The organism is Mesorhizobium kowhaii, assembly GCF_003253745.1.
In the GTDB taxonomy this organism is placed as follows: Bacteria; Pseudomonadota; Alphaproteobacteria; order Rhizobiales; family Rhizobiaceae; genus Mesorhizobium; species Mesorhizobium kowhaii.
On record NZ_MZXV01000070.1, the window covers coordinates 184,756 to 209,006 of the forward strand.

Consider the following 24,251-nt stretch of genomic DNA (forward strand, 5'->3'; position numbering starts at 1 on the left):
CCCCCTACCGCCACGCCACAGCGAATACGGCGATAGCCGCGATCACACCAGCGATCATCGCCAGCGCGTAATGGGTCACGACGCCGCTCTGGAGCCGCCGCAGCGCCCCACCGCCGCGCAGGATCGCGCGAGCGACGGCGTTCACGAAGGCGTCCACGCCGCGCAGATCGATCCGCAGTCCTGCCCGTGCCATCCCGTGCAGAAAGGGCAGCGCCGCGGTCTCGGACACGTCACTCACCGCCTTCTCGTAGCGCGCCAGCGGTTTTTCGGCGAGCCACATGAAGCGCCGCGCGCCCATGCGGTAGAACCAGTCGGTATCGATGCTGATCGTATTCTCTGGGTCGAGCGCTCTGAGGAAGATGACGAAGCCCAAGGCGGTGAACATCAGCACGCCGAGGCTCTCGGTGATATGGACGCCGGTGTAGGGATCGAAGTCGACCGGATGGGGCAGAAGCGCGTAGAGCGTCTGGGGGAACACCCCGATCGCAATGCAGAGCACCGCTGCCATACCCATCGCAACCAGCATGTTGCGCGGCGGTTCTCGCGCTTGCAGCCCTTGGTCCGTGCCGAAAAACATGTAGTACGGGAGCTTGAGCCCGGTGTGCAGGAACGTCCCTGACGACGCCATTGTCAGCGCCAGCACCACCAGCGCGCGATGATCCTGTCCGGCGGCGGCCACCACCATCGACTTGGTGACGAAACCTGAGAAGAACGGGAATGCCGAGATCGCCAAGGCGCCAACCATGTAGAGCGCAAGGGTTACCGGCATGGTTTTGTAGAGCCCTCCGAGTTCGGTGAGCTTGCGCCGCCCGGTGACGTGGATCACCGCCCCCGCGCCCATGAAGAGGAGCGCCTTGTAAAGGATATGCGCGAAGGCATGGCTGACGGCGCCGTTCACCGCCATCTCGGTCCCGATGCCGATGCCCACCACCATGTAGCCCACCTGGCTGACGATGTGATAGGCCAAGAGCCGCCGGCAATCGTTCTCCAGCACCGCGTAGACAACGCCGTAAAGCGCCATCACCGTGCCGAGCCAGACAAGAAGATCGGTCCCTGGAAACGCCCGCGCCAGCACATAGACGGCAGTCTTCGTGGTTAAGGCGCTCATGAATACGGCCCCGGTGACTGTCGCTTCCGGGTAGGCGTCGGTCAGCCAGGCGTTGAGTGGCGGCACCGCGGCGTTGAGTAGGAACCCGGCAAGGATCAGGCAGGTGGCGAAGCCAAGCCCGTCCTCGATCGGGCCAAAGAGCACCGAACCGGTGGCGAACCCATGGAGAATGATGCCGCCGAGCAGGGCAACGCTGCCCGTGATATGGACCATGAGGTAGCGGAACCCTGCGCGGAGCGCCTGCTCGCTGCGCTGGGCAAAGACCAGGTAGGCAGAGGCAAACGTCATACCCTCCCAGAACAGGAACAGGGTCAGGTAGTCGCCGGCGAACACTACCCCGAGCGCGCTGCCGACGTAGACGAACGCCGCCACATGCTGGGCTGCGTGCGTCAGATGCAACGCATAGACCGTGCCGATCAATGCCATGATGCTGAAAACGGTGGCGAAGAGGACACTCAGCTTGTCGACCTTCGCGATCATGATTTGCTGCCCGATGAACTGCGCCGCGCCGTAGCTGCCAGGATGCATCGTCAGCACGGCCAAGATCGCCAGCGTTGGGATCAGCAGCACATAGGCCTTGCGGACAGACCCTTTCAGGATGGGGATCGGCAACGCGCCGAGAATGAACAGCAGGCCGGGGTGGACGAAGTCAGTCATAATAGTCCTCGCGCCGCATCAGCCCGCACTGATGGCCAAGAAACTTGGACACGAAGATCAGAAGCACGCAGGAGCCGAAGCCGTAGAGGGCAGACCAGCCAGGCAACCGCTCCCACAGGTATTCGGCGTGTTCGCGGAAGACCAGAAAGTCGGCGATGACGATCAGGACGAGCACCAGATAAAATAGCCGGCGACGCTTTTTCGCATGTCTCTCATCGCCAAAGAAATCGACGACGCGCTTGATCATCTGACGACTCTTTCCGCTAGGGCGAGAAAATAGTCCGGGAAGATGCCCATCGCCACCGACAGGATGGCGGTCGCGACCAGCGGGATCGTCAACATCGGAATTTCACGAACGGTCGCCGGGCTCTCCTGCGCCTCCGTCCCGAAGAAGGCGACATAGCTGATCGGGAGGAAATAGGCGGCGTTCAAGACCGAACTTACCAGGAGCACGATAAGGAACGGGGTCTCGCCGGCCTCCACCGAGCCGAGCGCCAGATACCACTTGCTGATGAAGCCCGCAGTCGGCGGCACCCCGATCATGCTGAGCGAGCCGACGAAGAACGCCCCCATCGTCCAGGGCAGCCTGCGGCCGATGCCGGCCATATCGCTAATGTTCCGCTTGCCAGATGCGCAGTAGATCGACCCGGCACAGAAAAAGAGCGTGATCTTCGAGAATGCATGCGCCGCGATGTGGATGATCCCGCCGACCATCGCGGCGGGCGACAGCAGAACCGCGCCCAGCACGATGTAGGAGAGTTGGCTGACCGTCGAATAGGCGAGCCGTGCCTTCAGGTCGTCCCGCGTCAGGGCGTAGATGGACGCCATCAGGATCGTGAACGAGACCACATAGGCCGTGGCGATGCCGAGCCCCAGCCCGCCCATCAGCCCTGCGCCGAAGACGTGGAACACGACGCGCAGCACGCAGAACACACCCATCTTGACGACGGCCACCGCATGCAAGAGCGCGCTAACCGGTGTCGGCGCCACCATCGCGGCAGGCAGCCAGGCGTGCATCGGCATCACCGCGGCCTTGGCGAAGCCGAAGAGATAGCAGAAATAGACGACGGTCAGCAGCGGCGCCGAGGCGTCGACCCCCGCCAACAGCCCCCCCGGTACAAAGTCGAGTGACCCCGCAATGCTGTAAGTTAACGCCAGCGCGGCCAGAAGCACGCTTTTCGACGCGCCCATCAAATAGACGAGGTATTTGCGGCTGCCCGTCCATCCCTCCTCGTCCTCGTGGTGGTAGACAAGCGGATAGGTAACGAGGCTCAGCACCTCGTAGAAGATCACCAACGTGAACAGATTGGCGGCAAAGGCGCCCCCGGCGGCGGCCGCGAGGCTGGCGGCGAAGCAGGCGAAGAATCGGGTCTGCGCATGCTCATTCAAGTGCCGCATGTAGCCGATGGAATAGATCGACGCCACGATCCACAGCAGCGACGAGACGGTGGCAAACACCATGCCGAGCGCATCGACACGGAAAGCGAAGTCGATCCCCGGCAGAATCTCGAACAGGCGCAAATCGACTGTCCCGCCCGCCAGCACCGTGGGCGCCATCGAGGCGACAATTGCGAACATGGCCGTCGCGGCCAACGGCGAGACGGCATCGCGGAGCTTCACGCGCTTGTTTAGAAGGAGAACTGCAAGGGCCGCCAGAAGTGCGACGGCAACGGCAAGCAGCGGCCGGATCGATATCACCGGCTATCCTTTCATCATGCTCACTTCGTCGACCTTGAGAGTGGACTTGTTCCTCGCGAGGGCGACCAAGATGCCGAGGGCAACGGCAACCTCCGCCGCAGTGATCGCGATGACGAAAATGGCGAAAATCTGCCCGCGGTAGTCGTCGTAGTAATGTCCGAAAGCGATGAAATTGACGTTGACCGAGTTGAGCAGCAGTTCCAGCGACATCAGCACGACCAGGATATTGCGTCTGAGCAGTACGCCCGCCGCTCCGATCACGAACAGGGCCACTCCGAGCACGATATACCACCAGAGCGGCACCATCACCGCGGCTCCTTACGCGCCAGCACGATGGCACCTACCAGGGCCGCCAGCAGGATGATGGAGGCGACTTCAAACGGCAGGAGATAGTCAGCAAAAAGCGTCGTGCTGAGTTGCCTGACCTCACCGCCGGTGCGCATTGCGACGGGCTCGGCGACCGAAAAACGGTCGCTCCTGAGCACCAGTACAAGCATCTCGACCCCAAGCAGGACGAGCAGCACCAGAACAGGCAGGTTGCTGCCCGGCAAGAACCGCTGCAACACCGCTTCGCGCACATCGATCATCATGATCACGAATAGGAACAGGACCATGATCGCGCCGACATAGACGAAAATTTGGATGACTGCGAGCAACGGCGCCTCGAGCAAGACGAAGATCGCCGATATCTGCAGAAAACACGCCATCAGCGCCAATGCGCTGTGAACCGGATTGCGCGCCAGGACCAAAGTCAGAGCTGCGACTACGGACGCCGCAGCGAACAGAAGAAAGAACCCCTGATCCATCGACGCCGCTCCTCCGACACGAACTGTCACGCGACGCGACAGGGCCGGACTTGAGATAGCTGTCCACTTCCGTTCACGGATAGTGCCCTAGTCTCGGATTTTTCTCAAGATTGTCGTGGTTTGGCGCCGATAGTTGGTGAAACCTCGAAATATTTTTTGCGGCGATTTTCCCTTTAAAATCAAAAGCGTAACTTTTTGACGGATCATGCGTCGGCTTTCAGTGCCGCAAGCAAGAAAAAACCAAGCTAGATCAATGACCTAGCTGGGTTAGAAACAATCGAGTGGGAGTAGGGGTTAGCGTAGTTTGGAGTGCTCCGGCGTAGTTTTTCGCAGAAAAACAACGATTTGCGGTTCATCTCGTTCACTGTCGTTCCTGCATCATCAACTGAAATTATCGACTACCTAAGTCACTGATTTTTTTGGCCCTGCGCGGAAGCCGCACTGTGACCGGCAGGTGTCACAGCTTTCCTACTCCGTTGTACTAGCTTTTTTTCTGCGCCGATTGGTGTGCGACTGCGCGACGGCCATTTTCAACTCGGGTGTGATCTCCTCCAATGGCGCATTCTCTGCCCCATGTGGGTTCTGGAGCCCCTGGACATGGACGGTCGGGAATGGGAGTTCGATGCCCTGCTCCTTGAAGACTTGGCGCAGGCGTACATAGAATTTGCGTTTCATGCCGAAGGCGCCTCCCGGTCTGGTTGTCGCCTTGACCCTCAACACGATGCCGTACTCGCCGAACTCCTGCACGCCCTGCATCTTGATCGGGTCGAGCACCCAGTTTTTGAACTCGGGATCTTCCGCCAGTTCGAGGCCGATCCGCTTGATCAGCTTGCGCGCGAAGTCGATATCGGTGTCATAGCCAACGGTGATGTTGAATTTGTCGATAACCCAGTCACGGCTCTGGTTCTGGACGGCCCCGAGTTCACCGAAAGGTATTGTGAACAGCGGGCCACGATGGTGGCGCAACTTCACAGAGCGCAGCGAAAAGCTTTCCACGGTACCCTTGTAATTGCCCGAGGAAATATATTCGCCGACACGAAACGCATCATCGAGCAGAAAAAACACGCCTGAAATGACGTCCTTGACGACGGTTTGTGCGCCAAAGCCCACGGCAACGCCGACGACGCCGGCGCCGGCGATCAGTGGGCCGATCTGGATACCCATAGAGGCGAGCATCATCAGCACCGCCATCACGACGATCAATGCGAGCAGCATGTTCTGGAGGATCGGCAAGAGCGTGTGCAGCCGCGCCTGCTGCGAATCGAGGATCGGGACGTCCTCGTCGCTGGTCACAGGGTGCGGCATTTCGATGCCCAGCTTTCGTTCGATCAAAGCCTTGATGATCGACCAGCCGAAATCGGCTGCGAGGGCAATGACCACGACATTGATCAAGCCGCGCAATATGAACGCCGTCGTCGTATCGCTGTCCCGCATGGATTGCATGTTCAGACCCCAGACACGCGCGAGAAAGTAAGCCGCCGCCAGGATCAAGATCATCCGGATTCCGCGATCGACGACAGCGATCGTCACTGCCGGGATCGTAGGCCGACCGACATCTTCCGAACCAGGCCGCAGGACGAAATTAACCCCGCGCCGCGTCAGCACGATTGCCAAAGGCAGGAAGAATGCGGCGAAGGTAAACCAGAAGTAGGTATAGAGGCCGGCGATGCGCTGCAGGAACAGGACGACGAAATAAGCCGTCAATAGCCATGTCGCTTCCGTGTGACCGCTTTGGCGCGTACCGGCTCGCTGCGTTCCTGGCCGACGCCAAATGGCAAGCAGCAAGAGCAACAGCAGCACGAAATCGGCGCCCAGTGACAGGACCATCATTCCGTCCTGATCGATGCCGAGACCCGGCAAGAGGATAAACGCGGCACCGAAGAAGGCAAAGACGCCGACGATCCAGGGTAGCCAATAGGACCAATGGTCAGCCGTTTCGTTGGTGATCGGCAAAGCACGAACCTCGACGGCGTTCTCGACCTTCATGAAAGAAGGGACGAGCATGGCCATGACGTACATGCGCACACCCCGTGTGACGACTGCCGCCATCAGAAATGTCAGTACAATCTCGCGGATAAGCATTGGCCAGTCGAACAACATGAACGCGCCGGCGCTGCCCAGTGCGAATGAGACGATCAGCATGCTGGAATAAAGCGCGCGACCACCAATCTTCTTGGCTCGCCCGATTGGCGTATCCTTCGATTGCGCGATAATCCAAAGGCGAAATGAACGGGTGAGCCTGTACGTTGCCCAAGTGAGCGCCAGGCCGGCAGCGATGAACATCGCAATCAGGATCAATACGCCGGCAGCCCCCTTGCTGGACATATCCTGCATGGTCTCTGCCCGAACGCGCGCGAACTGGCCAGGCAGCAGGGGCAAAGTTCGCACGATTCTTTCGATATGATGCCTGATCCGATCGAGCGTCGAGGATGCCATCGTATTCATCTGGCCTGGTGCGGCCACGGCGCCGGACGATGCGTCGGTCGGCGAAGCTCCTGCCTCGGCAGGCGCACCCGTTGATCCGGCGTCCTGATTTCGTTGTTCGGCCACCCAGGCCTTCACGGACGGATCTTCGAGAAGCTCGAACAGCTGCTTGACCCTTTCAGGCGGGACGGTCGCCGGCGCCTGCGCCTGTGCCGCCGGACCAGCCAACAAGAGGGCGATCGCAAAGACGAGCGGTCTGGCAATCAGGACAAACATCGCAGTCAGATCTCCGAGACGTCGTGCCGGGCGCGCCAGATTCCTGGTTCCCAATCGTCGAATCATGAGTGGCATCGTGCTGTTAACCTTCCGGTCAAATCGGCGAGCAACGACATCTATGTCCGTTGTTGCCCTACCTTGAAGAAACCGATGTTGCGGTGCAAGACGTCATCGTTCCGAGCCAGACCGTTTGCGCCGGGACGAGCGCCTGCGCGGGAACAATGATCGTCGCCACCATCGCAATAGCGAACGGCACCCTTACGAGGCCTCGATTGCCTTGCGCAGCGCCGCTTCGTCATCCTTGCTGAGCGAGGTATGGAAGAACAAGGGTCCGGGAAATCTCGAATGGCGCTACAAAGGTCAGGTTTGGCAGGGCACATCTGAAGCCGCACATCTCACAGGCCCGACCGCTCCGCCTGCAGTAAGCAACGAGGCAAACATGTGCGCGTAGTTCTCCGCCTGCACGCCCCAATCCCACTCTCGGATCGTCTCGATCATGCGGACGGCCATCCGCGACCGGAGCGATGGCGTGCCCCGCAACAGGGCGAGCTTGTTCGCAAGCCCCTCCGCAGTTCCATCGAAGAACAGCCCGTTGTCGCCATCCCGAATCAGCTCGGGCATGTTTCCCACACGGGTCGTCACCACGGGGACACCGCACGCCGCCGCCTCCAGGCAAGGATTGGGAGTTCCTTCGCTGCGACTGGCGCAGACATAAACGTCGAGATCCCGATAGAAGTCGAGCATCTCGTCATGGCTACGCCAGTGTTGCTCCCGAATGGCAGTCAGTAGTCGCGCGCCCGGCACGGCAGCGACCGCGGGCTCGATGACGTCGTGGAAGCCGCGATGTGCCGGACCATGGTTGCCGAGACTTCCCGCCCATCCGACGCGGAGCTCGCCAGAACAGGGTTGTGGTTCTTGTGGCGGACAAAAGAATGTCGTGTCGACTCCATTGGGCGTGTAGTGGACCGGAACACGCAGTAGAGGAGCGTATTCGTGTTCAAGCCGCCGATTATTGACAAAGACAGCGCGTGCCAGCCGGTTCAGGGTAGCGAGCCCGCGCTCGCGGAATTCGCCCTCCAGCTCTGCGTGGCTGCAGATCCCGATGACCAGCCTGTCAGACCGCCGGGCGAGGACCGATTCCGGCAGGGGCAGCTTGGAGATTTGGAGCCAATAGAAGATGAGCACGATGTCCGCCGCGTTCACGTCGGACTCAGTCACATCATGCTGAAATCGTTCGACGATCTCGAACCTTCTTTCCAGCACGCGCCGGAGATTTTGGGTCTTGCGATCGATAGCCCAGCCGGGTCGGTCCGCGATCGCCAGGATGCGGGGGAGGCGTACATCGCTCACGAGGCGTACCGCTCAAGCCAGTGCGCCGACCATGGATTGGCGTCGTCCAGATCGTCGTCCGTCGCAGTGGCGCGCACCTGGGTAGCGTCCGGCAGCCGGATATCCTCTGATCGCAAGCGGGGTCGCCATCCGTGCCAACCAAGATCAATGACCTCCTCGCTCAGGTACCGGCGGCCAGCATACTTGCGCGCGGCGTGCTCTGCGCTCAGGAACAGATAATGCTTCATGCGAAAACGCTCGGGGTAGAGCCTCACCGGACCCCCAAAGCGTACGCGATGACCGCCTGACCACGCAATCTCCATGGGGCCGTCCTGTTTCTTGTAGGCACGGACGCAGTGTGGGGAGGACGGCCGGAACGGGTAGTAGGTGCGCAGCGTGTGTTGATAATTGGGATTGTCGTGATTGGGGGCTTCCCGGGTTGGAATGAACGTGAACTCGGAAAACTCGATCGCGTTGCAGCCGAGTGCGTCGGCTGCCGCAATGGCGGAGACCAACGATGAATGCGAAGTCGGCGGAAGGTGGATCTCGTCAGCGTCAAGGTGCATGAACCAGTCTGCTTCGAGCGACTGAAAGAGTTCCTCTTTGCGACGAAGAAGGTGCTCCCAGCAATACCAGCCGTTATGCGGGATGCTTTCGAAGCCTATCAATCCGGCCCCGCGGTAGCGCTGGACAATCTCAAGCGTTCGGTCCGTCGACTGATTGTCGCAGACGTAGACCTGCACGCCTTGACGAAAGAGGTTCTCGAGACATCCGGCGACGAACCGTTCTTCGTTCCGTGTTGTAAGAACCGCGACGACTCGCGGGGAACTACGATCAAGCGCAGCATTTGCAATGTGAGTATCGAGATCGACCAAGTCCCTCAATCCTTCGTCGTGTGCTTTCGGATTCAGCCTAAAGACTCAGAGCGGCCATGCCAAGGAAGTGCAACACGCGCTCATAGCGGTTCCCGTCGCGATCGCAAGTCTCAGGAATCTGGACAGATCGCGCGAACTGCTGCCGCTTGCCCTTCGCTGCATGGTGCGGGCCCAGGAACATTTGCTGGTGGTCGGCCGGCAGACAGCGATCGAACGCATTGCCGCTTTCCTGATCGACATGGCTGATCGCCAGGGAGAACTCGCTCAGATCGAGCTGCCGATGTCCCGCCAGGATATCGGCGACTATTTGGGTTTGACCATCGAGACGGTCTCGCGAGTACTGTCGAGATTGCGCGACAAGGGTGTGCTCAAATTCCACGGACTTCGCACCCTCGAAATCCTCAAGCCTGATGCGCTCCGTTCCCTGTGCGAGTGATCTGTACTCTAGGTCGTCGCAGCAGCCGACACGGCCGCGTCTACGGCACAGCCGCAGATTTACCCATTCCAAACCACTCTTCTTTGCCACGGTGCACTGGCAATTGTAGATGATCCATCTGTCCGATTTCCGCACTTCCGCGTCAGCCCGGCCGTCACCCTTCGACGGTGTCGATGTATTGAGGCACTGAAAAACAGCCTACTCACGTGCTTCCCGGCCGGACACCTGCTCGACGAGGATCCGGAAGAACACGTGCGGCGTGCTATCCGACACCGGAGGCGTAACCGGTTTGAGGGCGCCGGGCTCCCACCAGTCGGCGTGCTTGCTCAGCAACGTCCAGGCGTGGTCGCGCTCGAGCTTGTGGCCTATCCGGTCGGGCAGTTCCTCATAGCGGCCATCGACAACTACGCTTTTCCAGCCCCGTCCTTCGCCGCGTTCGTCGGTCTGGACGGACACTAGCGGGTTGGCGCGCATCCAGTCGATCTTCTTTCCCGGCATGGAAAACGCGTAGAGATGATTGTCGGCGTACGCATAGTGCACCGGAACAACATACGGCTGCCCGTCCTTGGTGCATGCCAGGCGAGCCACACGATTGGCCGTCAGTATTTTGGTGCATTCCAGGACGGAGAGTGTACGGATAAGCATCTTGTGGTCTCCTGTGTTCTGCGTCGTTTCTTTGTCGTCGGGGTCCGCATGGATTGCTGTTCAGGTAGGGGCACTATATCCCGCGCCGAGCGACGTTGAGCTTCTTCAGCCAGGCCCCACATTCCCCGTCGATCCCCAATGTAATGCGGTGAGTGGGAGGCCGCATCGAGGATGTCACCCTGCGGGGCTCGTGGCGGCGCGGGAGACCGGCCTGATGTGCGCGAACATGCTGCGGGCGTTCCAGGTGGGGAAGGCCCTTACTAGCGACGGCGGACCGTCGAGTTGGATTCGGCCCCCGCCGATGGCTTGGGCCCAGGTAAGCTGGCCGGCGTGCCATTTGACGAAGGCTTCGGCTTCCGCCGTGATGTAGAGGTCCTCGTCGAAGCCGGGGTATCTCTTGCAGATTTCGGTATCTCCGAGCTCGATGAGTAGCCAGTAGCGCTCACGATGCGGCCGGCCGGTGAAGTCGAAACGTATGACGACGCGTCGATTCGGGAGTCGGTCTCGGCGGAGCGCGTTGCACATGGACCACAGGGCCACAAAGGGATCGAGATGCTCGGGGGCGATCTCGAGCCAACGCGCACCCCACTCACCGAGCGACTGGCAGACCGCGAAGAGGTCGTGGCCCGCCGAACTGAGCTCGTAGTGGTGCCCGCGCCCGTCGGACTTGGGCACTGACTCGACGACGCCGAGCCGTTCTAGCTGTCTGAGCCGCTGTGAGAGCAAGGTACGGGAGAGACCCGGCGCGCCCTCCAGGATTTCGCTGAAGTTTCCGCAGCCAAGGTGCAGGTTGCGGATGATCAGCGGTGTCCAGCGCTCGGCGAAGATCTCGGCGCCACGAGCGATGGGGCAGTACTGGCCGTATGTCCTCATGACCCTACTGTTGCGCGCCCGCCTTCGCTTGTGAAGTCCAGATTTTTGACTATACGGCCGTGGTCCGCAGTGGTCCGATGTGGCCTCTCGAAGAGAGGAGGACACGATGAGGACACCGACGACCGCGGAAGTTGGCCGCGGGAGCATGCAGTCAACCGTCGTGGAAATCGACGGGTTCCGAGGCCAGCTGATCAGTGCCGACCACGCCGACTACGACATCGCCCGTGCAGTCTGGAACGGTGCCATCGACCGGCCCCCGCACCTGATCGCCCGATGCATCGGGACCGCCGACACGGTCGCGGCCGTGCGTTTCGCCCGCGACCACAATCTGGAGATCGCCATACGCGGCGGCGGCCACAACGTAGCGGGCACCGCCGTTTGCGACGATGGTATCGTCATTGATCTCTCGGCCATGAGGGGCGTGCGAGTCGACCCCGTCGGCCGCAGGGCCTGGGTGCAGGGTGGGGCGCTGTGGGGCGACGTCGACCACGAGACGCAAGCGTACGGTCTGGCCACCACCGGCGGTATCGTGAGCCACACCGGAGTCGCCGGGCTCACCCTGGGCGGCGGCGTCGGCTGGCTGATGCGCAAGCACGGCCTCACGGTCGACAACCTCCTCGCTGTCGACGTCGTGACAGCCGACGGCGAGCTGTTGCGGGCATCCGACCACGAGCACCCCGACCTGTTCTGGGCATTGCGAGGCGGCGGCGGCAATTTCGGCGTGGTCACCTCGTTCGAGTTCGGCCTCCACTCCGTCGGGCCCATCGTTCTGACGGGACCCATCCTCTGGGACGCAACCGACGCCGGGGAGGTCCTCCGCTTCTATCGCGACTTCGTCCGCGACGCTCCCGACGAGCTCGGCACGGTCGTGAGGTTCGGCGCCGCGCCACCACTACCGGTCATCCCCGCGGATCTGCACTGGCGCCAGGTGATGATGGTCGGTACCTGCTATGCCGGGCCGATCACGGACGGTGAGCAGGTGCTACGCCCGCTCCGCACGTTCCGGACTCCTCTCCTCGACCTAGTTGGGCCCACACCGTACGTGGGTTCCAGAGCGCGCTCGACTCGACTGTCGTCCACGGTTGGAACTACTATTGGAAGTCCACCCACCTCCCCGAACTCCGCGACGACCTCATCGACGTGATCGCCGAGCACGCGTTCTCTTCCTCGTCGCCGCGGTCGTACGCGGCTATGTTCCATCTCAAGGGGGCCGTAAGCCGAGTGGCCGAGGGCGGGACAGCGTTCGGGAACCGGCAGGCGTCGCACGCAATCACCCTAGACGCTGTGTGGCGGCCCGGCGAGGACTTCGGCGACCGGGACACTGCCTGGACGAGGGGGTTCTTCTCTGCCCTCACCCGCTTCCGCGAAGGCGTCTACGTCAACTTCCTCGGCGGCGACGAGGATCCCGACCGGGTCCGCGAGGCGTACGGCGACTCCGTCTACGATCGACTGGTGGACGTGAAGACCACGTACGACCCCGACAACGTCTTCCACCATAACCAGAACATCTGCCCCGGTACCACGCGCGTTAGCGGGACCTTCAGGGTGTGTCCTCATTAATGCCCAGTTGTCGGGAGGGCGCAGCAGGATCCGTTGGGAGCGCTCGTCGGGGCGCGATTTCGGGAGATGGCGATGTCGCCGGGACGCGTATACAGCGCGGGGGAGCTCAGCAAATGAGCGTCCCTACCGCGATCTTTACACACACAGATTGCTGCGCTTGCCCACGGCAGGTTGTGGCGCGATATCGTCGTAGGGGTCGGGCTATGCCACGCTGCATCACAACCTGACCAAACAGCGCATCAAACGAATACTGTTTTCGGGCGCACCGGTGTTGAACGGAAATCTAGATCTCGCCGTGGAGTGGAATCTCCCCTGATAGCCATTGCAGGAACAGCGTCGCGGACCGCGAGAGCCGGCGCTGTTGATTGGGGACCACATGCAGGGCAACCGGCAGGAGTTCCCCTGCGCCGAATGGCGCTACCAGCCGCCCCGAGGCCAGGTAGGTTGCCGCATAAGTCGACATGACCGTCGTGATGCCGCCAGCGCATGCTGCAATCTCCAATGCTGCTGCCGCATTGTCGGCCTTGATCGGCGCCTGTTGTGGGGCAATGACAATGTTTTGCTTCTTCGCCCAGAGATCCAGCAATTGCATCCTGCCCTGCACATAAATGAGCCGAGCAGCGTTGAACCAGTCTGCACTGGGTCTCGCTCCGGCTTGGCGAGCGGTCTCAGGATTAGTCGCTCTCTTCCCAATTGCATAGCGCCTGATACCGGCTGCAACGGATCGAGCGCCAGAATACTCAGATCCGCCAATTCCACGTTGGGATCGGTCCAGATGGTGCTGTTCAGCCGCACCTCGATCTGCGGATGGGCGGCGGAGAAACGAACCAAATGCTGCGCGAGCCACAGTGTGACGAAGCTAAGGGGGGCTGAAACGGTCACGCTGGTCTGCGCCTGTGCGCCCAGCAGCCCTTCGGTCGCTGCTTCGGCCCGATCCAGAGCCTCGGCTATTCCGGGCAGATAGGCAGTACCGACTTCGGTCAGCTCCAAACCATTGCTGCGTCGGTGAAAAAGCGGCCTGGCGAAGAATTGCTCCAGCGCCCGAACCCGTTGGCTGATCGCCGCCTGGGTGCAATTCAACTCCTCGGCGGCCCGGGTGAAGCTCAGATGCCGGGCTGCCGCTTCAAAGGCTTCAAGATAGATGAGATGCGGCAGGTTTCGCATGGAGAGACCTCATTCAAATTTCTCATGCATTACGAAAACGAGGTCACTGGGTAAAGAACGATTTCTTGCGCCAAGTCCGCCCGGCGGGTTTTCTGAGGCCTGTTCCCAGCCGCTGAACCGCAGGAAACCATGCCTTTCTCTTTGCTGAAATACGGTCTGCGCGCCAGGCACGTTTCCTTTGGCGACATCCCTCCAACGCCCGACCTGAAACGATCCTACGACGTGGTGATCATCGGCGGCGGCGGTCACGGTCTCGCGGCGGCTTACTACCTGTCCAACGTGCATGGTATCAGCAACGTGGCCGTGCTGGAAAAGGGCCATCTCGCGGGCGGCAATACGGCGCGCAACACCACCACGATCCGCTCGAACTACATGACCGAGGAATCAGTCCGCTTCTACAAGGAAGGTGTCGAACTGTTCGAGACGATGTCGCGGGATCTCGGCTTCAACGTCATGTTTTCGCAGCGCGGGCAACTGACGCTCGCGCATTCCGAGGCGACGCTGCGCAGTTTCCATCTGCGTGCCGAGATGGGAAAGCACATGGGCACCCGGATCGAAGTGGTCGATGTCCAGACGGTGAAGGAGCTTTGCCCTCATCTGAACCTCGATCTCGGTGGCCAGCACGAGGTGATGGGCGGGCTCTGGCATGCGGACGGCGGCACTGCACGCCATGATGCCGTGGCATGGGGTTACGCCAAGCATGCCAGCGCGCGTGGCGTGGAGATCCACCAGCGTACCGAGGTGACCGGCTTCGAGCACGCGGGCGACCGGCTCACCCACGTCAGGACGAACCGCGGCACGATTGCCGCCGGGCAGGTGCTGCAGGCCGTCGGTGGGCTCAACGGCCAGGTCGCCGCCATGGCGGGCATCCGGTTGCCGATACGCTGCTTCCCGCTGCAGGCGATGGTGACGCAGCCGCTGAAGCCATTCCTGGACATACTCGTCTCATCAGCCAATCTGCACACCTATCTGGTGCAGTCCTCGCGTGGCGAGGTCGTTATCGGCGGCGGCTCCGACCCCTACCAGCTGGCTTCGACCCGCTCCACGCTAGACCAGAAGGAGCATCTCGCCGAAGGCGCGCTGCACCTCTTCCCCTTCCTCCACAAGGTCAAGCTGCTGCGGCAATGGGCTGGGATCACCGACATGACGCCGGATTACAGTCCGATCATGGGGGCATCGCCGTTGCAAAACTACTGGCTGGACTGCGGATGGGGCACCTGGGGCTTCAAGGCGACGCCCGTGGCCGGCAAGCGCATGGCCGAGACCATTGCCACCGGACGCGTGCCCGATGTCTTGAAACCGTTCGACCTGCGCCGTTTCGACAGCTTCGCGCTGCTGAACGAGATGGGCGCCACGGCCGCCAGCCACTGACGAGTGCTCCCATGAAGCTTTTGACCTGCCCGGTGAACGGGCCTCGCAACATCACCGAATTTCAGTATCTCGGGCCGGTTCGCGCCGCCAGCGCCGAACAACCCGAGCAGCTGATCGAAGCCCTGTTCTACGCCGAGAACCCGCTCGGCGTGATGCGGGAGTGGTGGCGGCACACACCGTCCAACACAGTGCTGATTGCCGAACGCCACACCGTCAGCGACCAGATCCTTGCCACCTATCTTCCGCATCGAAAGCCCGCCTGACATGACCGAACGGCTGCCACTTCCCTGGGGATCGCGTCTCGATCGCACCCAAAAGATCCGCTTTGACTTCGACGGCCGTGCGCTCGAAGGTTTCGCGGGCGACTGCATTGCCTCAGCCATGGCCGGCGCCAATCGCTGGATCTTGTCGCGCTCGTTCAAATATCACCGTCCGCGCGGAATTCTCACCATGGCCGGGCAGGATGCCAACACGCTGGTGCAACTGCCCGATGAGCCGAATGTTCGGGCCGATCTGCGTCCCATCACGGCAGGATTGCAGGTCACCGCCCAGAACGTCCACGGAACGGCCGAGCATGACGGTGGCGCAGTGCTCGACAGGCTGGGCCGTTTCATGCCCGTCGGGTTCTATTATCGCAGCTTCTTTCGTCCCGGCGCGAAGAGCTGGCTCAAATTCTGGGAGCCGATGATCCGCAAGTCGGCCGGTCTCGGCAAGGTCGATCTGGCCGCCGATCATGGCCATTACATCAAGGAGAACCTGCACACCGACGTGCTGGTCGTGGGGGCAGGTCCCGCCGGGCTTTCGGCCGCCATCAAGGCAGCCGAGGCGGGTGCGCAAGTGCTGCTGGTCGATTTGAACCCGGAACCCGGCGGCGCATTGACCTATGCGCGCTTCGGGCTCGAAACCGCAGAGGCGGAGGCGACCTTGAGGACGTTGCGCGATGCCGTTCAAAAGCTGGGCAATCTGCGGGTGTTGACCGGTGCCACATGCAATGGCTGGTTTGCCGACAACTGGCTTCCGGTGCTGCAGGGCGAGACGCTTTATCGAGTTCGCGCCAGGCAGGTCGTGGTGGCCGCGGGGTCGCATGAACAGCCGCTGGTATTCCGCAACAACGACCTGCCGGGCATCCTCTTATCGTCCGCGGCGCAGAGGCTGATGCGCCTCTATGCGGTTCGTCCTGGCCAGCGTGGCGTGGTCTTTGCGGGCAACCGGGATGGATATCTCACGGCTCTCGACCTGCTTGATGCAGGCGTGCCGCTGGTCGCCGTTCTCGACCCTGCCGCCGATACATCCAGCAAAATCCTCGCGCAACGCCTCGTCGAGCGCGGCGTTCGGATCATCCCGAATGTCGCCGTCACGGAAGCATTGGGCACCGGAGGCAACCGCCATATCCGAGCCATTCGCTTCTGCACGCCCGAGCATGGCATGCAACTGCTGGAGTGCGATCATCTGGTGGTCGCCGCGGGTTACACACCGTGTTACCAGTTGCCCCTGCAGGCCGGTGCAAAGCTGGGATTTGACGAGGCCAGCCGGCAATTCGTGCTGAGCAATCTGCCGGAAGCGTTTCATGTCGCCGGATCGGCAGCAGGATTTTTCGACCTGAAATCGGTGCTGCGGAGCGGCGAGGTCGCGGGCGCGGCAGCAGCGCAGGGCGCTGGCCATGCCTCTGTCCGGTCGGACATCATCCCAGATGCCAGCGCACCGGAGATGAATTATTTGCAGGAACTATCCGCCCACCCCAAGGGACGGGATTTCGTGGATTTCGACGAGGATCTGCAGATCAAGGATATCAAGAACGCCGTCAGCGACGGTTATCGCGAGCTTGAACTGGTGAAGCGCTATTCCACCGTCGGCATGGGACCGTCACAGGGCCGGCATTCTGCCCTGGCAACGGCCCGAATTGTCGCTCAAGAAACCGGGCGCAAGGTGGGCGAGGTTGGAATCACGACATCCCGGCCTCCATTTGGTCCGGAAAAGTTGGGACTTCTGGCCGGCCCGAACCACGTGCCCTACCGGCATACGGCGATCCACGCCGAACATGTTGCAGGCGCGGCGAAGATGACACCGGTCGGTGCGTGGTGGCGGCCGCTGTACTACGCTGGAAATCGCGATGTCCGGAAGGCGATCTCTGACGAAGTCAAGCTGGTGCGTGACAAGGTCGGCACGCTGGACGTCTCTACCTTGGGCAAGCTGGCGATCCGTGGGGCGGATGCCGGTGCCTTCCTCGACCGTATCTATACCATGGCCCATGCTAGGCAGCCGGTGGGGCGCGTCCGCTACTGCCTGATGCTGAACGACATGGGGTCGGTCATCGATGACGGTGTGGCTTTCCGCCTGTCCGAGACCGAATTCTATGTGACCGCCACCACCGGTGCCGTCGCCCGCGTCTTTACCGAGATGGTGTTCCTGAACACACAATGGGGCATGCGGGTCGATATCCAGAACGTCACCGCCGCCTTCGCCGCGATCAATGTCACCGGTCCTTCGGCGCGCAAGGTCATCGAGGCTCTGGGCGGAGACATCGATCTCTCCGCGGACGGCTTCCCCTATCTCAATGGCCGCAGCGGCGTGATCGGCGGGTGTCCGGCCCACATCATGCGCATCGGTTTTACCGGCGAGCTGAGCTATGAGCTTCACGTGCCGCAATCCTTCGGCGCGGCGCTCTGGCGCAAGCTGCTGGAGGTGGGCGCACCCTTTGGTCTGCAACCTTATGGGCTGGAAGCCTCGCGCATCCTGCGTCTGGAAAAGGGCCACATCATCATTGGCCAGGATACCGATGCGCTCTCGACGCCGGATGAACTGGCCATGGGCTGGGCGCTGTCGAAGGCCAAGACGCGATATGTCGGCAAGACTGCTATCGAGGCGCGCGGCAGACTGGGCCTGAAGCGCAAGCTTTGCGGCTTCGAACTGCCCGAGGGCCACGGTATCCGGCTTGCGGAATCCTGCCTCGTGTTGCGGGACGGACGCCCGGTGGGCTTTGTCACCTCGATCTGCTTTTCGCCGACCTTGGGCAAATGGATCGGGCTGGCCTATGCCGACCCGCGTGACGCGACGCCGGGATCCAGCCTGCGCATACGTGGGCTATGCGGCAAGGAAGTTCGGGCCGAAGTGGTGCCCGTTCCGTTCTATGATCCCGAAAACCAACGGCAGGAGATGTAAGATGTTCCCGAGCAGCCATTCCGGGACATCGGGCAGTCATCCCGAGGGTATTGATCCCAGCCTGCGGCACAACGCCTTGGCGCATCGCCTTGTGCGAAGCGATGCGCTTCCTGGAGCGCATAAGAACGTCGTTTTCGATTGCACGCAGACCGAGCGCTTCGGGCTGCGTGGCCCCGGTACAATGGACTGGCTTGGTTCAACGGGAGTCTCCGCACCGGCGGCAGTGAACACGACATTGACCCTGCCTTGTGGCACGTCAGTGCTGCGGCTTGGCCAGCAGGAGGTGCTGCTGGCGGCGCCTCCCGGCGGCAGCGGCGCGCGGTTGCGCGAGCTGCGCAAGGCCTGGCAGGACAGTGAGCTTCCGGCCAAGGGCTACGACGCCTATCGCGATGAGGGCTGGGCTTGGTTTGTGGTATCGGGCCCTGCGGCGCCCGCATTGATGCGACGGATCTCGATGGCCGATCTGAGGCCGGAAAGCCTGAAGCTCGCTCACCTCGCCCAGACCCGCGCCTTGCATCTGGATGCTGTGGTGGCCCGGTTCGATCGTTTCGGTGCGGTATCCTACGACATTTTCGTCGACATCGCCTCGGCGCCGTTTGCCCTGGATGTCCTGACCGAGACCGCAGCGGGAACGCATTGCGGCTTTCAATTTGCGGCTCTTTACGCCACTAAATAGTTCGGCCTCGCCTGGTTCTGTTCCAGGACGGACCTGCTGATTCCAGGATATTTCATGACCCAGTTTGCCTTGACCGTGACATGCCCGTCTACACGCGGGATCGTCGCTGCCATCACCACCTATCTGGCCGAGAATGGCTGCAACATCACCGACAGTTCGCAATTCGACGATAGCGAGAGCGGCAATTTCTTCATGCGTATGAGCTTCAGGTCGGAGACCGGTGCCGATCTCTCCGGCCTGCGCGCCGGGTTTGCACGGACCTCCGAGCCGTTCGGCATGACCTATGCCTTCCATGACGAGACCGAGAGGATGAAAGTCGTCATCATGGTATCGCGCTTCGGCCATTGCCTGAACGACCTGCTCTACCGGTGGCGGATCGGTGCGCTGCCGATCGACATCGTGGCGGTGATCTCCAACCACATGGATTACCAGAAGGTGGTTGTGAACCACGACATTCCGTTTCACTGCATCAAGGTGACAAAGGCCAACAAGGCTGAAGCCGAGGCAACGCAGATGCGCATCGTCGAGGAATCCGGCGCCGAACTGATCGTGCTCGCGCGCTACATGCAGGTGCTGTCGGATGAGATGTGCCGGAAGATGTCGGGACGGATCATCAACATCCACCATTCCTTTCTGCCGAGCTTCAAGGGAGCCAATCCCTACAAGCAGGCCTATGATCGGGGCGTCAAGCTGATCGGCGCCACGTCGCATTACGTCACCGCCGATCTCGATGAGGGTCCGATCATCGATCAGGATACGGTCCGGGTGACGCATGCCCAGAGCCCGAGCGACTATGTTTCGCTTGGCCGCGATGTGGAAAGCCAGGTGCTGGCCCGGGCGATCCATGCGCATATTCATCGCCGGGTTTTCCTTAACGGTGACCGAACTGTCGTTTTTCCGGCATCACCGGGATCCTATGCCTCCGAGCGTATGGGGTAAGGGCCGAGCCGCGGCGCCTATACCGGAACCGGTCCCGCTTGCCGGGCAGCATGCTATGGGGTATTCATTAAAGTGAAAATTGCGTCAACATACTAGCCGCGGCGGCTTGCGATGGGTCGTTGGAACGGCCTATTTCCGTCCGCAACACTCAACCGAGATCTGTCGAATTGGCTGAGGTGACGCTGGCTGCGAATCGCCGAAAAAGGGTTCAAATCAATGAAAGCCAATAGCCGGGGCGCAAAGCAGAGCAGGGCCATGACCGACCAGTCCGCGACCATAGCCGAGGCTGTCTCTACCAATGCCGTTTCTCTGGGCGAACGGGTTCGCAGCCTCAGGATTGCAAGCAACCTCACGATTGCCGAGCTTGCCGAGCGGGCCGGTTTGTCATCAGGCATAATCAGTCAGATCGAGCGGGGCCGATCCAATCCGTCAATCCGCACGCTGCAGAGCCTGCGCGCGGCGCTTGGCATGAACTTGTGGGAATTCCTGCAGTCGTCCGATCACCCTGCGGCGAGCAGTGCCGAACGGGAAATTCCGGACTTCATTTGCCGCAAATCTCAGCGCCAGACGCTGATCGTGGGACAAACCAAACTGGTCAAGGAGCTGCTGTCACCGCGCAATGATCAGAATTTGCGCTTCATGATCGTAACGCTGCCACCGGGAAGCGAAAGCGAGGATGTGCTCCAGAGCCAGGGCCAAAAGGGTGGCTATATTCTCTCGGGGCGCGCCCGCCTTCAGGTCGGCGACAGGTCCGGCGACCTGGAAGAAGGCGACAGCTTTCAGTTCCCCGCCGACATTCCCCACAAGATCGTGAACCCGTACGGCGAACCCGCTCGTGTGGTCTGGATCATGAGCATCATGGATGCGCATCTCTGAAAGGGCGTGCTTCTTCCGGGATGCCGCTGCGAATCGAGCCGTTGCGTGCCCCTTCATTTTGTGCAATAAAATGAACACAACAATAATTTAATGAACACGAGGGTTAGAATGCACAAGATCGGGACGCAACTATCTCGGCGCTGTCTGCTTCAGCGGACCGCCATCGTGGGAGTGGGCATGATGGCCGCGCCTCTGCTCGGCCGGGCCGCCCTGGCGGCTGCCCCCAAGCTCAAGACGGTCGAAGACGGCGTCATTACCATCGCCATGAGCGGTGCCATGCCGATGACGGGCTATGAGGACGGGAAGATCATGGGCAGCGACGCTCAGATGATCGCCGCCATCGCCAACAAGCTTGGCCTCGGCGTGAAGCCGGCGATCATGCAGTGGTCCGCCACAATCGAGGCGATCCGGAGTGGCCGGGCCGACATCATGGTCGGCAACATGTCATGGACTCCGAAGCGGGCGGACGCCATGCTGCTGACCGACGCAATCTACTATGCCGGCAACCTCGCCACCATGCGGCAGGATATGCCTTTCAAGGACTCGATCGGCATCGAGGACTTCAAGGGCTACAGCCTGGGCACCAGCGTCGGTTACAATTTCGTCCCCGATCTCAAGAAGATCCCCGACGCCAAGGAAGTGAAGCTCTATGACACCGACGACGCGGCGATCCGCGACGTGCAGGCGGGTCGGCTTGACTTCGCGTTCCTCGACGGTCCCGAGGTCGATTACATGGTGCTGAAAAATCCCGACCTCAAGCTGAAGCAGGTCCCGCTCCGGTCGACCGAAGGTTATCCGCTCCTGACCGACAAGGGCATCGCCGTGATGGGGATGAGTCTGGAAAACCCGGACCTGCTTGATGCTTTCAACGCCGGCATCAAGTGGCTCTGGTCGTCAAAGACCAATGCCGATATCCTTGCCAAGAACGGCATGACGAGCCCGGATTATCTCGTGGCACCGGCTAAAAATCCCCGCGTTGGGGTGGACCGGGATGACAGCAGCAACATCCTCGGACCAGCGGCGCATACGCCGAAAGACTTCTCTTCACTGTTTGCATGAGCTCGGTTGCCGGCGCCGGAGGGCCAGGTGAGCCCGCCGGCGTATCCACATCGATAGGCGACGGACGGCGCAGAAGCTCGATATGCGCCAGTGCGGCCGAAGACGGAATTGCGCTGATGCACGACCCAATCCAGTCGATAGAAACCAACAATGCCGCAACGGACGGGGCTGCGGCGGATCAACCGATCGTCCGGATCCGAGGCCTTCGCAAGAGCTATGGCAGCCTCGATGTCCTGAAGGGGATCGACCTTGACGTCCGGCGCGGCGAAAAGGTCTCGATCATCGGGCCGAGCGGCTCCGGCAAAACGACGCTGCTTCGCTGTATCAACAGAATTGAGAAGCCGAGTGGGGGCCATGTCTACGTGGACGGCCAGCTCATTGGCGAGAAGCTCGTCGGCGACCGCTATATCGACATGGAAGACCGCGAGCTTGCTCGTCTCCGAGCGGGCATGGGGATGGTGTTCCAGCGCTTCAATCTGTTCCCGCATCTGACCGCGCTGCAGAACATCACGATCGGGCCGATGAAAGTGCTCAGGACGCCGGCGACGGAGGCGGAGGCAGCAGCTCTTGCGCTGCTGGAAAAGGTTGGGCTCGCGAACAAGCGGGACGCCTACCCGGAAATGCTGTCCGGCGGCCAGCAGCAGCGCGTCGCGATAGCCCGCGCGCTGGCGATGCGCCCCAAGGTCATGCTTTTCGACGAGGCCACTTCGGCGCTCGACCCGGAACTCGTCGGCGAAGTGTTGAGCGTCATGAAGCAGCTCGCTTCGGAAGGCATGACTATGATCATCGTCACCCACGAGATGAAGTTTTCCGAAGAGATATCGGACCGCGTGATCTTCATGGACCACGGTACGGTGGTTGAGCAGGGATCGCCGGAGGAGATTTTCCGAACGCCCTCGCATCTGCGGACCCAGACTTTTCTGCGCGCAGTGCTAGGCCGGCAGGCTTATCAATGACGGCGGCGGACTGGCCGGCCTGGATCACGCATCTGCCCCATTTCTTGGATGCGCTGCTGACCGGGGCGGTCATAACTGTCATCGTGACGGTCGGCGGGTTCATTGGGTCGGTTGTCTTGGGCATCCTGTTCGGCGCATTCTCGACATCGCAGTCGTTGCTGCTGCGCGCCGTCGCCCATATCTACGTCGAGATATTCCGCGGTCTGCCTCTGCTCACCGTGCTCTTCATCATCTTCTTCGGCCTTGCGACCATCGGTATCCGGCTCGACCCCATCTCCGCGGCGATCACCGGCTTCAGCATAAATGGTGGCGCCTACCTTTCGGAAGTATTCCGCGCCGGCATCCAATCAATCCACAAGGGACAATCCGAGGCGGCCCTGTCCGTCGGCATGACCCGGATGATGGCATTCCGCTACATCATCCTCCCGCAATCGATCCGCGTCGTCCTGCCGCCACTCGCCAATTTCGCGATCGGTCTTCTCAAGGATACCTCGCTGGCCTCGGCGGTGGCGGCGCCCGAGATGATGTTCAATGCCGGCAGGCTGGTATCCGAGACATTCTTTGCCACCGAGATCTACCTGCTGGTGGCGGCACTTTATCTCTGCATGAGTCTGCCGCTGTCATTGGCAACCCGGCTACTCGAGCGCCGCATGGCACGGGCGCACGCACAATGACCCTGGTCGAAGCCCAAACCCTCGCAGCGGAGTGGATGCCTCAGCTCCTCGTGGCCGCCGGTTACACCATGAAGATGGCAGCGGCAGCCTACATTATCGGTGCTGTCGCGGGTTTGTTCCTGGCGCTCGCCAGACGATCGGAGCGGCGGGTCGTCTCGATCCCCGCCTTGGTCTACATCGAGTTCGTTCGCGCAACGCCGACCCTGACACAGATCTTTCTGATCTATTTCAGCCTGGCGCTCGTCGGGATCGTGCTTCCGGCTTTCGAAGCCGCGGTGATAGCCCTCGGCCTTCACTATGCCGCCTACATGGCCGAGACCTACCGTGCGGGAATCGAGGCCATCCACCGTGGGCAGCACGAAGCCGCGCAGGCCATCGGCATGACCCGCGGGGAGACGATGCGCTACATCATCCTGCCCCAGTCCTGGCGGATCATTCTTCCGCCAATGGGCAACTCCGCCATATCGCTGCTGAAAGATACGTCGGTAGCCTCCCTGATCTCGGCGCCCGAGCTCATGCTGCGGGCCCATGACCTGACTAGCGAGTACTACATGCCGATGGAGCTCTACCTCACCGTCGGCGCCATGTACCTCGTCATGACCTACCCGCTTTCGCTCCTGGTTCGCCGCCTGGAGCGGATGGCGGCGAAGGATCACAAGGCGGCGGGAAACTGACGCATGCAGATACGAT

The 24,251-nt window shown here is 61.4% G+C and carries 24 protein-coding genes; 13 read left to right on the plus strand and 11 right to left on the minus strand.

Annotation, left to right across the window (positions count from 1 at the left end):
* Positions 1-4 precede the first annotated feature (4 nt).
* The 8 genes from B5V02_RS31875 to B5V02_RS31910 all read right to left on the minus strand — a co-directional run bounded on the left by B5V02_RS31875 (position 5) and on the right by B5V02_RS31910 (position 9,173).
* Positions 5-1,765, minus strand: a complete 1,761-nt coding sequence (locus B5V02_RS31875; RefSeq protein WP_111547970.1) for a Na(+)/H(+) antiporter subunit D — start codon at positions 1,763-1,765, stop codon at positions 5-7.
* A complete protein-coding gene (locus B5V02_RS31880) occupies positions 1,758-2,012 on the minus strand; it encodes a hypothetical protein (RefSeq protein WP_111547971.1) in 255 nt (84 codons plus the stop codon). The genes B5V02_RS31875 and B5V02_RS31880 overlap by 8 nt, the downstream gene beginning before the upstream one ends.
* Complete coding sequence (locus B5V02_RS31885; RefSeq protein WP_111547972.1) at positions 2,009-3,463, minus strand: monovalent cation/H+ antiporter subunit D family protein; 1,455 nt, start codon at positions 3,461-3,463, stop codon at positions 2,009-2,011. The genes B5V02_RS31880 and B5V02_RS31885 overlap by 4 nt, the downstream gene beginning before the upstream one ends.
* 3 nt (positions 3,464-3,466) lie before the next feature.
* Positions 3,467-3,769: an NADH-quinone oxidoreductase subunit NuoK gene (gene nuoK / locus B5V02_RS31890; protein WP_111547973.1), complete on the minus strand. Its 303-nt coding sequence runs from the start codon at positions 3,767-3,769 to the stop codon at positions 3,467-3,469.
* The gene (locus B5V02_RS31895) at positions 3,769-4,269 is read right to left on the minus strand and encodes an NADH-quinone oxidoreductase subunit J (protein WP_111547974.1); all 501 of its coding nucleotides are present in this window, start codon (positions 4,267-4,269) and stop codon (positions 3,769-3,771) included. The genes nuoK and B5V02_RS31895 overlap by 1 nt, the downstream gene beginning before the upstream one ends.
* A gap of 468 nt (positions 4,270-4,737) precedes the next feature.
* Positions 4,738-6,969, minus strand: coding sequence for a mechanosensitive ion channel family protein (locus B5V02_RS31900; RefSeq protein ID WP_111547975.1), 2,232 nt, complete (start codon positions 6,967-6,969; stop codon positions 4,738-4,740).
* 360 nt (positions 6,970-7,329) lie between these two features.
* The gene (locus B5V02_RS31905; RefSeq protein WP_111547976.1) at positions 7,330-8,319 is read right to left on the minus strand and encodes a glycosyltransferase family 4 protein; all 990 of its coding nucleotides are present in this window, start codon (positions 8,317-8,319) and stop codon (positions 7,330-7,332) included.
* On the minus strand, positions 8,316-9,173 hold the full coding sequence (locus tag B5V02_RS31910) for a glycosyltransferase family 2 protein (protein WP_245446331.1): 858 nt from the start codon (positions 9,171-9,173) through the stop codon (positions 8,316-8,318). The genes B5V02_RS31905 and B5V02_RS31910 overlap by 4 nt, the downstream gene beginning before the upstream one ends.
* Positions 9,174-9,360: 187 nt before the next feature.
* On the opposite strand from B5V02_RS31910, the gene B5V02_RS31915 reads away from it, so the two are divergent.
* Complete coding sequence (locus B5V02_RS31915; protein WP_425374436.1) at positions 9,361-9,609, plus strand: helix-turn-helix domain-containing protein; 249 nt, start codon at positions 9,361-9,363, stop codon at positions 9,607-9,609.
* A 198-nt stretch (positions 9,610-9,807) separates the two neighbouring features.
* Here the strand turns inward: B5V02_RS31915 and B5V02_RS31920 are convergent, their stop codons facing one another.
* Together B5V02_RS31920 and B5V02_RS31925 are read right to left on the minus strand one after the other, a co-directional pair.
* Positions 9,808-10,254, minus strand: coding sequence for a pyridoxamine 5'-phosphate oxidase family protein (locus B5V02_RS31920; protein WP_111547978.1), 447 nt, complete (start codon positions 10,252-10,254; stop codon positions 9,808-9,810).
* A 174-nt stretch (positions 10,255-10,428) separates the two neighbouring features.
* Positions 10,429-11,127 (minus strand): winged helix-turn-helix transcriptional regulator, encoded by a 699-nt coding sequence (locus B5V02_RS31925; RefSeq protein WP_111547979.1) that lies wholly within the window; start codon positions 11,125-11,127, stop codon positions 10,429-10,431.
* Positions 11,128-11,272: 145 nt separating this feature from the next.
* Here B5V02_RS31925 and B5V02_RS31930 point away from each other — a divergent pair, with 145 nt between their 5' ends.
* Both B5V02_RS31930 and B5V02_RS41230 read left to right on the plus strand, forming a co-directional pair.
* Positions 11,273-12,271 carry an FAD-binding oxidoreductase gene (locus B5V02_RS31930; RefSeq protein WP_208647167.1) on the plus strand — a complete coding sequence of 333 codons (999 nt, stop codon included), beginning with the start codon at positions 11,273-11,275 and terminating at the stop codon, positions 12,269-12,271.
* Positions 12,268-12,687 carry a BBE domain-containing protein gene (locus B5V02_RS41230; protein WP_208647168.1) on the plus strand — a complete coding sequence of 140 codons (420 nt, stop codon included), beginning with the start codon at positions 12,268-12,270 and terminating at the stop codon, positions 12,685-12,687. The genes B5V02_RS31930 and B5V02_RS41230 overlap by 4 nt, the downstream gene beginning before the upstream one ends.
* Before the next feature lie 417 nt (positions 12,688-13,104).
* Here the strand turns inward: B5V02_RS41230 and B5V02_RS42330 are convergent, their stop codons facing one another.
* Positions 13,105-13,851, minus strand: coding sequence for a LysR family transcriptional regulator (locus B5V02_RS42330; protein WP_111547981.1), 747 nt, complete (start codon positions 13,849-13,851; stop codon positions 13,105-13,107).
* A gap of 129 nt (positions 13,852-13,980) precedes the next feature.
* Between B5V02_RS42330 and B5V02_RS31945 the strand changes: the two genes are divergently transcribed.
* From B5V02_RS31945 to B5V02_RS31990, 10 genes are all read left to right on the plus strand, one after another.
* Positions 13,981-15,222: an FAD-dependent oxidoreductase gene (locus B5V02_RS31945; RefSeq protein WP_111547982.1), complete on the plus strand. Its 1,242-nt coding sequence runs from the start codon at positions 13,981-13,983 to the stop codon at positions 15,220-15,222.
* Between the two features lie 11 nt (positions 15,223-15,233).
* Positions 15,234-15,485 carry a sarcosine oxidase subunit delta gene (locus B5V02_RS31950; protein ID WP_111547983.1) on the plus strand — a complete coding sequence of 84 codons (252 nt, stop codon included), beginning with the start codon at positions 15,234-15,236 and terminating at the stop codon, positions 15,483-15,485.
* A 1-nt stretch (position 15,486) separates the two neighbouring features.
* Positions 15,487-18,381: a glycine cleavage T C-terminal barrel domain-containing protein gene (locus tag B5V02_RS31955; protein ID WP_111547984.1), complete on the plus strand. Its 2,895-nt coding sequence runs from the start codon at positions 15,487-15,489 to the stop codon at positions 18,379-18,381.
* A gap of 1 nt (position 18,382) precedes the next feature.
* Complete coding sequence (locus B5V02_RS31960) at positions 18,383-19,057, plus strand: hypothetical protein (protein WP_167458751.1); 675 nt, start codon at positions 18,383-18,385, stop codon at positions 19,055-19,057.
* Between the two features lie 54 nt (positions 19,058-19,111).
* Positions 19,112-19,996: a formyltetrahydrofolate deformylase gene (gene purU, locus B5V02_RS31965; protein WP_111547986.1), complete on the plus strand. Its 885-nt coding sequence runs from the start codon at positions 19,112-19,114 to the stop codon at positions 19,994-19,996.
* A gap of 255 nt (positions 19,997-20,251) precedes the next feature.
* Complete coding sequence (locus B5V02_RS31970; RefSeq protein WP_167458752.1) at positions 20,252-20,872, plus strand: cupin domain-containing protein; 621 nt, start codon at positions 20,252-20,254, stop codon at positions 20,870-20,872.
* A gap of 177 nt (positions 20,873-21,049) precedes the next feature.
* Positions 21,050-21,931, plus strand: coding sequence for a substrate-binding periplasmic protein (locus B5V02_RS31975; RefSeq protein ID WP_208647169.1), 882 nt, complete (start codon positions 21,050-21,052; stop codon positions 21,929-21,931).
* A gap of 116 nt (positions 21,932-22,047) precedes the next feature.
* On the plus strand, positions 22,048-22,887 hold the full coding sequence (locus B5V02_RS31980; RefSeq protein WP_111547989.1) for an amino acid ABC transporter ATP-binding protein: 840 nt from the start codon (positions 22,048-22,050) through the stop codon (positions 22,885-22,887).
* Entirely contained in the window at positions 22,884-23,561 is a 678-nt protein-coding gene (locus tag B5V02_RS31985) for an amino acid ABC transporter permease (protein ID WP_111547990.1), read from the plus strand. Before B5V02_RS31980 ends, B5V02_RS31985 begins: the two co-directional genes overlap by 4 nt.
* Positions 23,558-24,235 carry an amino acid ABC transporter permease gene (locus tag B5V02_RS31990; RefSeq protein WP_208647170.1) on the plus strand — a complete coding sequence of 226 codons (678 nt, stop codon included), beginning with the start codon at positions 23,558-23,560 and terminating at the stop codon, positions 24,233-24,235. Before B5V02_RS31985 ends, B5V02_RS31990 begins: the two co-directional genes overlap by 4 nt.
* Positions 24,236-24,251 lie beyond the last annotated feature (16 nt).

Excerpts from the sequence above, each read along its gene's own strand:
- B5V02_RS42330 (WP_111547981.1), bottom strand. The coding sequence starts at position 13,851 with ATGCGAAACCTGCCGCATCTCATCTATCTTGAAGCCTTTGAAGCGGCA.
- B5V02_RS31925 (WP_111547979.1), bottom strand. The coding sequence starts at position 11,127 with ATGAGGACATACGGCCAGTACTGCCCCATCGCTCGTGGCGCCGAGATC.
- B5V02_RS31980 (WP_111547989.1), top strand. The coding sequence starts at position 22,048 with ATGCACGACCCAATCCAGTCGATAGAAACCAACAATGCCGCAACGGAC.
- B5V02_RS31970 (WP_167458752.1), top strand. The coding sequence starts at position 20,252 with ATGACCGACCAGTCCGCGACCATAGCCGAGGCTGTCTCTACCAATGCC.
- B5V02_RS31985 (WP_111547990.1), top strand. The coding sequence starts at position 22,884 with ATGACGGCGGCGGACTGGCCGGCCTGGATCACGCATCTGCCCCATTTC.
- B5V02_RS31990 (WP_208647170.1), top strand. The coding sequence starts at position 23,558 with ATGACCCTGGTCGAAGCCCAAACCCTCGCAGCGGAGTGGATGCCTCAG.
- B5V02_RS31880 (WP_111547971.1), bottom strand. The coding sequence starts at position 2,012 with ATGATCAAGCGCGTCGTCGATTTCTTTGGCGATGAGAGACATGCGAAA.
- purU (WP_111547986.1), top strand. The coding sequence starts at position 19,112 with ATGACCCAGTTTGCCTTGACCGTGACATGCCCGTCTACACGCGGGATC.
- B5V02_RS31920 (WP_111547978.1), bottom strand. The coding sequence starts at position 10,254 with ATGCTTATCCGTACACTCTCCGTCCTGGAATGCACCAAAATACTGACG.
- B5V02_RS31930 (WP_208647167.1), top strand. The coding sequence starts at position 11,273 with ATGCAGTCAACCGTCGTGGAAATCGACGGGTTCCGAGGCCAGCTGATC.
- B5V02_RS31895 (WP_111547974.1), bottom strand. The coding sequence starts at position 4,269 with ATGGATCAGGGGTTCTTTCTTCTGTTCGCTGCGGCGTCCGTAGTCGCA.
- B5V02_RS31950 (WP_111547983.1), top strand. The coding sequence starts at position 15,234 with ATGAAGCTTTTGACCTGCCCGGTGAACGGGCCTCGCAACATCACCGAA.
- B5V02_RS31955 (WP_111547984.1), top strand. The coding sequence starts at position 15,487 with ATGACCGAACGGCTGCCACTTCCCTGGGGATCGCGTCTCGATCGCACC.
- B5V02_RS31900 (WP_111547975.1), bottom strand. The coding sequence starts at position 6,969 with ATGTTTGTCCTGATTGCCAGACCGCTCGTCTTTGCGATCGCCCTCTTG.
- B5V02_RS31975 (WP_208647169.1), top strand. The coding sequence starts at position 21,050 with ATGATGGCCGCGCCTCTGCTCGGCCGGGCCGCCCTGGCGGCTGCCCCC.
- B5V02_RS31945 (WP_111547982.1), top strand. The coding sequence starts at position 13,981 with ATGCCTTTCTCTTTGCTGAAATACGGTCTGCGCGCCAGGCACGTTTCC.
- B5V02_RS31875 (WP_111547970.1), bottom strand. The coding sequence starts at position 1,765 with ATGACTGACTTCGTCCACCCCGGCCTGCTGTTCATTCTCGGCGCGTTG.
- nuoK (WP_111547973.1), bottom strand. The coding sequence starts at position 3,769 with ATGGTGCCGCTCTGGTGGTATATCGTGCTCGGAGTGGCCCTGTTCGTG.
- B5V02_RS31960 (WP_167458751.1), top strand. The coding sequence starts at position 18,383 with ATGTTCCCGAGCAGCCATTCCGGGACATCGGGCAGTCATCCCGAGGGT.